The sequence below is a fragment of the Janthinobacterium lividum genome (assembly GCF_011601275.1).
In the GTDB taxonomy this organism is placed as follows: Bacteria; Pseudomonadota; Gammaproteobacteria; order Burkholderiales; family Burkholderiaceae_D; genus Janthinobacterium; species Janthinobacterium lividum_E.
Map to the genome: position 1 here is coordinate 343,363 of NZ_JAAOLY010000005.1, position 6,213 is coordinate 349,575.

4 protein-coding genes are annotated in these 6,213 nt (G+C 63.8%); 1 reads left to right on the forward strand and 3 read right to left on the reverse strand.

Annotated features, from left to right (window positions below; translation table 11 throughout):
- Positions 1 to 7 precede the first annotated feature (7 nt).
- Positions 8 to 1,123: a tryptophan 7-halogenase gene (locus GYK42_RS10640; protein WP_166447473.1), complete on the reverse strand. Its 1,116-nt coding sequence runs from the start codon at positions 1,121 to 1,123 to the stop codon at positions 8 to 10.
- On the reverse strand, positions 1,120 to 3,330 hold the full coding sequence (gene lodA, locus GYK42_RS10645; RefSeq protein WP_166447474.1) for a CTQ-dependent lysine 6-oxidase LodA: 2,211 nt from the start codon (positions 3,328 to 3,330) through the stop codon (positions 1,120 to 1,122). The genes GYK42_RS10640 and lodA overlap by 4 nt, the downstream gene beginning before the upstream one ends.
- A gap of 290 nt (positions 3,331 to 3,620) precedes the next feature.
- Here lodA and GYK42_RS10650 point away from each other — a divergent pair, with 290 nt between their 5' ends.
- Complete coding sequence (locus GYK42_RS10650; RefSeq protein ID WP_046683559.1) at positions 3,621 to 5,126, forward strand: anion permease; 1,506 nt, start codon at positions 3,621 to 3,623, stop codon at positions 5,124 to 5,126.
- A gap of 154 nt (positions 5,127 to 5,280) precedes the next feature.
- Here GYK42_RS10650 and GYK42_RS10655 read toward each other — a convergent pair.
- The coding region (locus GYK42_RS10655) for an NADP-dependent oxidoreductase (protein WP_166447475.1) at positions 5,281 to 6,213 on the reverse strand (933 nt) is incomplete at its 5' end.

Sequence of the window (6,213 nt, forward strand, 5' to 3'; positions counted from 1 at the left end):
GGGGGCGTCAAGACGCTGCCCGGCGCTGCCAGAACGGCGCGTCGCGCCAGCGCTGCTCGGCGCCGTAGAAGCCGCGCCGCATCTGCAGATAGGTTTCAAACGCGGCGAAAATGCCGCGCCGGTAGCCCGCCGCCATGCCCCGGTCGCCAGACAGGAAGGCTTCCGCCACCCGCGCCGCATGGATGCCGGAGGCCATGGCCTGGCCGATGCCCAGCGAGGAGATCGGGTCGAAGCAGGCGGCCGCATCGCCCGCCGCCGTCCAGTTTTCATCGGCCGGCAGAGACGCCACCCGGCTGTGGATGGCGTAATGGCGCAGGGCGCTTGGCGCGGGCAGGCGCGCCACGATATCGCGCACGTGGGAGGTGTCCGCGCCGGCCTCGAGCCAGGGTGCCGGTTCCTTCAGCCGCAGGCGCTTGAGGATGTCGGCATCCGTGATGAAGGCCAGCGCCACGCGCTCGCCGGGCAGGGGCGCCGCGTAATACCAGCCGTGCTGCGTCGTTTCCACCAGGGTGCGGTGCGGCAGGAATTGCGGCTCATCCAGCTGATAATAGGCGTACAGCGCCACCAGCGAGTCTTCCGTGTGGATGGGACGCTTGCGCTGGCGCACGATGGCCGCCTGCTTGCCGCTGCAATCGATCAGGTAGCGGGCCGTCAGGTCCACTTCCTGCCCCTCGCTCGTCACGCGCAGACGCCACGGGGCGCCGTGTTCGAACCGCACAAGCTGCGCCGGGCGCAACAGCTCCACGCCCGCCAACCGCGCCTGCTCAAGCAGGATGGCGTCATATTGCCTGCGGTCCAGGTGCAAGCCGTGGCCGTGGCTGCTGAAGATGGCGTCGCGCGACGTCAGCTCCGCGCTGCCCCACGCGGCCGCGTGGGAAAACGCGGGCAGCTGGGCGCCGTCCAGCAGGTCGCGGCCCACGCCGAGGAAGTCCAGCATCGAAAAGATGGACGACGATACCGTTTCGCCAGCGCGGTAATCGTCGAACAGCTGCTTTTCCAGCAAGGCGATGCGCAAGCCCGTGTAGCGGGCCAGGGTCAGGGCGGCGGCAGTGCCGGCGGCACCGCCGCCGACAATGACGACGTCGTAGTCGCGCGATGACGACGTGCTTGGCGGGACACTCAATGGGAAAACCGGCGCCGGTTGGCAGGCTGGATTTTCTTCGGCGTGTCATGCACGGCCACTTGCGCGCCGCCGCTGGCAAACAGCTGCGATGCCTTTTCGCGCGCCGTCTGCGGATCCTCGTCCTTGAGGAACCAGGCGGGCAGGTAATTCGAATCGTCGCCCGTGATGAAACTGCTGGCGTTGCCGACACCGACGCTGGCGGCCACGAACTTGGCGTGATTGCGCTCCTTCTCGACAAAATACGGATACTGGCGGCCCGACTCGGCATCCTGGTTCTGGTTCACGATGAAGCCCAGGTAGTGCCAGGAGCTGATCATTTGCGAAAAACTGTTCATGCCGCGGCTGTACATCACTTGCATGCCGGCCGGCACGCCGGCAAGCGCCTGTTCTTCCTTGGTGGTGGCGCCGTTGATCACGTTCCACGGGCTTTGCGGCGGCCACCAGTAGGCGTAGTAGGTGGGCGGCACGGGAATGAGCGTGTCGGGATTCTTGACCAGGTCCGGATTGTCGAAGTTGATCATCTGCACGGAGCAGTCATAGAAATCGGCCTGCCACGGGATGGCCATGCGCTTGGTCAGGTCGCCCGGTTCGCAGCCGGTGCCGACGGTCGGATCGTTCCAGTCCAGCGGTTCGCACTCGTCGCGGCCCGGCGACAGGCCGTTTTTTGCATAGTCGGCATCCACGCGGTGCAGGATGGCGTACGGTTTCGCGTAGATGATGGGATTGCGCACGCTCCACGTCACTTCGATGCCCGGGCACATGGGCTCGCCCACGCAGTTGCCGATGCCCGCCTGATCGAGCGGGTCGATGCCGGGTAAGGCCAAGCCCGGCGCGTCGGCGGCGAATTTGCCGGCCGCCCACTGCTGCAAGGCAAAGTATTGCGTATCCGTCAGCACGGAAAACTTGCTGATGACGTTGTTGCGCACGGAGTTGCTGCCCGAATTCAGGGGCATGAGAGGAATGCCGGCGGCGGGGTTCTCCGTGGTGGCGTCACTGAACAATTGGCCGCCCTGGCCGCCCGTGAATCCCGGCACCTGTTCCTTCGTGCCGGGGCGGATGGCCGACGGCTTCCTGAAATAGCTGAAGAATTTTTCGCGCTGCGGCCGGTTCGCTTCCGACGCATCGGCCACGTCGAAGTTGGGGCGGATGAAGGCCGTCATCGACGGCACCGTCGCCACCCACTGATAATCGCCTATCCTGGCAAGGAATGGCTGAATGTCCTGCGCGTAATTGACGACATAATCGGGATTCCAGCCATCGCTGCCGCTCCAGCGTGCCTTGTCGTAGGCCTCGGGCAACGCGTTCTTGTATTTGATGGCCATGTCGGCCACGACGTCATCCCAGGTGGAAATATTCACCAGCTCGGGCGCGAACTTCGGCGAGCCGATGACGACCCAGGCTTTCAATTCCACGGACGGGCTGCCATCCTTGAAATGGATGGTCGCGCTGACGGGACCGTCGGCCACGTCGTCATTCCACGTATCGCCGCCGCCAAAGCCCGTGATGCTTTCAGAGCCGCCGGCGCGGCCATAGGCGCCGATCACCAGCAGGTTGCCGCGCGAATCCGTGCGCATTTCACCGAGGGTGCGCACGGGATAGCCTTGCGTGATGGCATGCGGATCGGGGAAGGACACATGCGCATAGGAGCCGGCGCCATCCTTGTCGAAATGGGCCTTGCCCAGCGGCGCGGCCAGCGTGCGCGGTCCAGGATCGACGATCAGTTTTTGCCGCGCCGCATCGCCTGTGACGCCGTCATTGCGCAGATTGGTCCAGGACGTGGGCGTCAGCTTCCAGGCGGGTGGCGTATTTTCCCAGGTTTCATAGCTGTTGTAGGGGCCAAACATCAGGTCGCCCAGCAGGGGAATAAAGTTCCACCAGGCTGCCTTCTTGTTTGCCACGTGCACTGTCCATTCAATCTTGGCAATGCTCGGGTCTTGCAGGTCGACGAGGACTTTTTCGCCGGGACGTCCCGCCACCGATTTGTAGATGCGGAAACTGGCGGCCTGGCGCCGCACGCGGCCGGCCGCATCCTTGAATTGGGCAACGTGGACGGGCTTGCCATCGACTCGCTGCGGATCGTTGTTGCTGTCGACTTCGATCGGCAGCCCGCCGATCGCTTCCGGCGCCAGGTAGAACGAATCATGGCTGTTGCCCACGCGGGCAATGCCGATGGATGGGTGGATCGAGTACTGTTCCGTGCTATTCATCAAGTTTTCCCCTGAAAGGTTGGCAATCCTGGTGGCATATCTGGCGGCAGCTACAGGGAAAGATACAGAGAAAAATTAGCAAAAAAGTCACCTATTGTCACTGGTCAACGATATTTGCCGGCGCTCTGATACCGCTCAAGTCAACGATTCGGAAGTTTCCCGGCATGCGCAAGCGTAACGGGGCAGGGTAGTGCCGCATGAGCTTGTATGATGTTGCTAAAAAGAACTATCACCAATCCACGCGGGCGCCACCGCCCGCCAGGATGCCTGTCCAGCAAAAGGAAATCATGATGTATAAAACAGTGCGCGACCTGTTCCTGCATTTCAAGGAAGCCGTCCCATTCCGCCTCGTCCCCGCCCTGATCTGCACGGCCTTGCTGGTGAGCATGCTCTTGCTGCCGGCGCCAGAAGGCTTGACACCGAAGGCCTGGGGCCTGGTGGCGATTTTCCTCACCACGATTCTGGCGATCATCCTGAAAGTCATGCCGATCGGCGTGATGGCCATGATGGCCATCGTCATCGTGTCCTTGTCGCAAGTGACGTCGACTTCGTCCAAGGGCGCCATCACGGATGCGCTCAGCAGTTTTTCGAATCCATTGATCTGGCTGATCGTCGTGGCGATCCTGATTTCGCGCGGGCTGAAAAAGACAGGGCTGGGCAGCCGCATCGGCCTGCTGTTCATTTCCTTGCTGGGCAAGCGCACCATGGGCATCGGCTACGGCCTGGCGATCTGCGAACTGGTGCTGGCGCCATTTACGCCCAGTAACACGGCGCGCGGCGGCGGCATCGTCCACCCCGTCATGAAATCGATCGCCAACGCCTTCGATTCCGACCCGGCCAAGGGCACGGAAAAGAAGGTCGGCACCTACCTGGCCCTCGTCAACTACCACGCCAACCCGATCACGTCGGCCATGTTCCTCACGGCCACGGCGCCCAACCCGCTGGTGGTCGACTTCGTGGCCAAGGCCAGCGGCCAGAGTTTCCACCTGACGTGGACCACCTGGGCCCTGTGCATGCTGCTGCCGGGCCTGGTCTGCCTGCTGGTGATGCCCCTGATTATTTATTGGCTGTCGCCGCCGGAACTCAAAGCCACGCCCGACGCCGTCACCTACGCCAAGGCGGAACTGAAAGGCATGGGTCCGCTGTCGCCGTCGGAAAAAGTCATGCTGGGCACCTTTGCCCTGTTGCTGCTGCTGTGGGCCAACGTGCCCGCCATGCTGTTCGGCCCCGCGTTTTCGCTCGATGCGACGGTGGTCGCCTTTGTCGGCTTGTTCGTGCTGATCATTACGGGCACCATCGACTGGGATGACGTGCTGTCGGAAAAGAGCGCCTGGGACACTTTGGTGTGGTTCGGCGCGCTCGTCATGATGGCCGAGCAGCTGAACAAGACGGGCGTGATCGCCTGGTTCTCGGCCGGCATGAAGGCGGCCATCGTCGCCAGCGGCATGGACTGGCTGCCGATCGCCGGCGTGCTCGTGCTGGTGTTCGTCTTCTCGCATTATTTTTTCGCCAGCACGACGGCCCACATCAGCGCCATGCTGCTGGCCTTCCTGACGGTGGGCCTGCACCTGATCCCGGCCGAATACCACGTGCCCTTCATGCTGATGATGACGGCCGGCTCGGCCATCATGATGACGCTGACCCACTACGCAACGGGCACTTCGCCCATCATCTTCGGCAGCGGCTTCGTAACGATGGGCAACTGGTGGCGCGTCGGCTTCATCATGTGCGTGGTGGAACTGCTGATCTTTGCCGTCGTCGGCACGACGTGGTGGAAGGTGCTGGGCTACTGGTAAGGCCAGCGCGCCGTCGCCGATGGCTGCTAGCGCAAGGCCGAACGTTTGCTTCAGAGCGTAGCCGAGCGCGCGGCAAGGCACGCCGATCGCCGCTTCCGCGCGACAGTTGCTGCTGCAGCGTGCCCCCATCGACCTGTCGTTGGCAGGCCCTCGCTCAGGGCAGCTGCACCACCACCTTGCCCCGCGCGCGGCCCTGCGCCAGGTAAGCCAGCGCCTGTTTCGCCTCAAGAAAAGGAAACACACTGTCGATGACGGGGTGGATGGTTCCCGCCTCGATCAGGCCGGCGATCTGCGCCAGCTGGCTGCCGTCGGGACGCACGAAGTGGAAGGCATAGCTGGCGCCGCGCCGCCGCGCCAGGCCGATGATCTTGCGGCTGAGCAAACCAAACACCAGTTTCAGCACCACGTTCATGCCGCGCGCGCGGGCAAAGGCGGCGTCCGGCGGGCCGACCAGCGACACGACGTGGCTGCCAGGCTTGATAATGTGCACGGCTTTTTCCAGCCCGTCGCCGCGCACCGTGCCCAGCACGGCGTCATAGTCGCGCAGCACATCCTCGAACGGCTGTTTCTTGTAGTCGATGACCTCATCGGCGCCCAGGCCGCGCACCAGTTCCACGTTCGCCGTGCTGGTGGTGGTGCCCACGTGCGCGCCCAAATACTTTGCCAGCTGGATGGCGAACGTGCCGATGCCGCCGGAACCGGCCGGGATGAACACTTTCTGGCCCGGTTTCAGTTGCATGCGCTCGTGCATGGCTTGCCACGCCGTCAGGCCGACCATGGGAATCGACGCGGCCTGCACGAAATCGAGATTGGCCGGCTTGAGGGCCGCCGCCTGTTCGGGCACGATGGCAAATTCGGCCAGACTGCCGTGTGGCGTGTCGAAAATGCTCGCATACACGGCGTCGCCCACTGTAAAGCGCGTGACGCCGCTGCCGACGGCCACGACCACGCCGGCCAGATCGCTGCCCAGGGTGGCCGGCAAGCGCGTTTTCAAGATCGGCTTGAAGTCGCCCTTGGGAATCAGGTTGTCGATGGGGTTCAGGCCCACGGCGTGCACCCGCACCAGCAGTTCGCCGGGGCCGGGGGT

Excerpts from the sequence above, each read along its gene's own strand:
- GYK42_RS10650 (WP_046683559.1), top strand. The coding sequence starts at position 3,621 with ATGTATAAAACAGTGCGCGACCTGTTCCTGCATTTCAAGGAAGCCGTC.
- lodA (WP_166447474.1), bottom strand. The coding sequence starts at position 3,330 with ATGAATAGCACGGAACAGTACTCGATCCACCCATCCATCGGCATTGCC.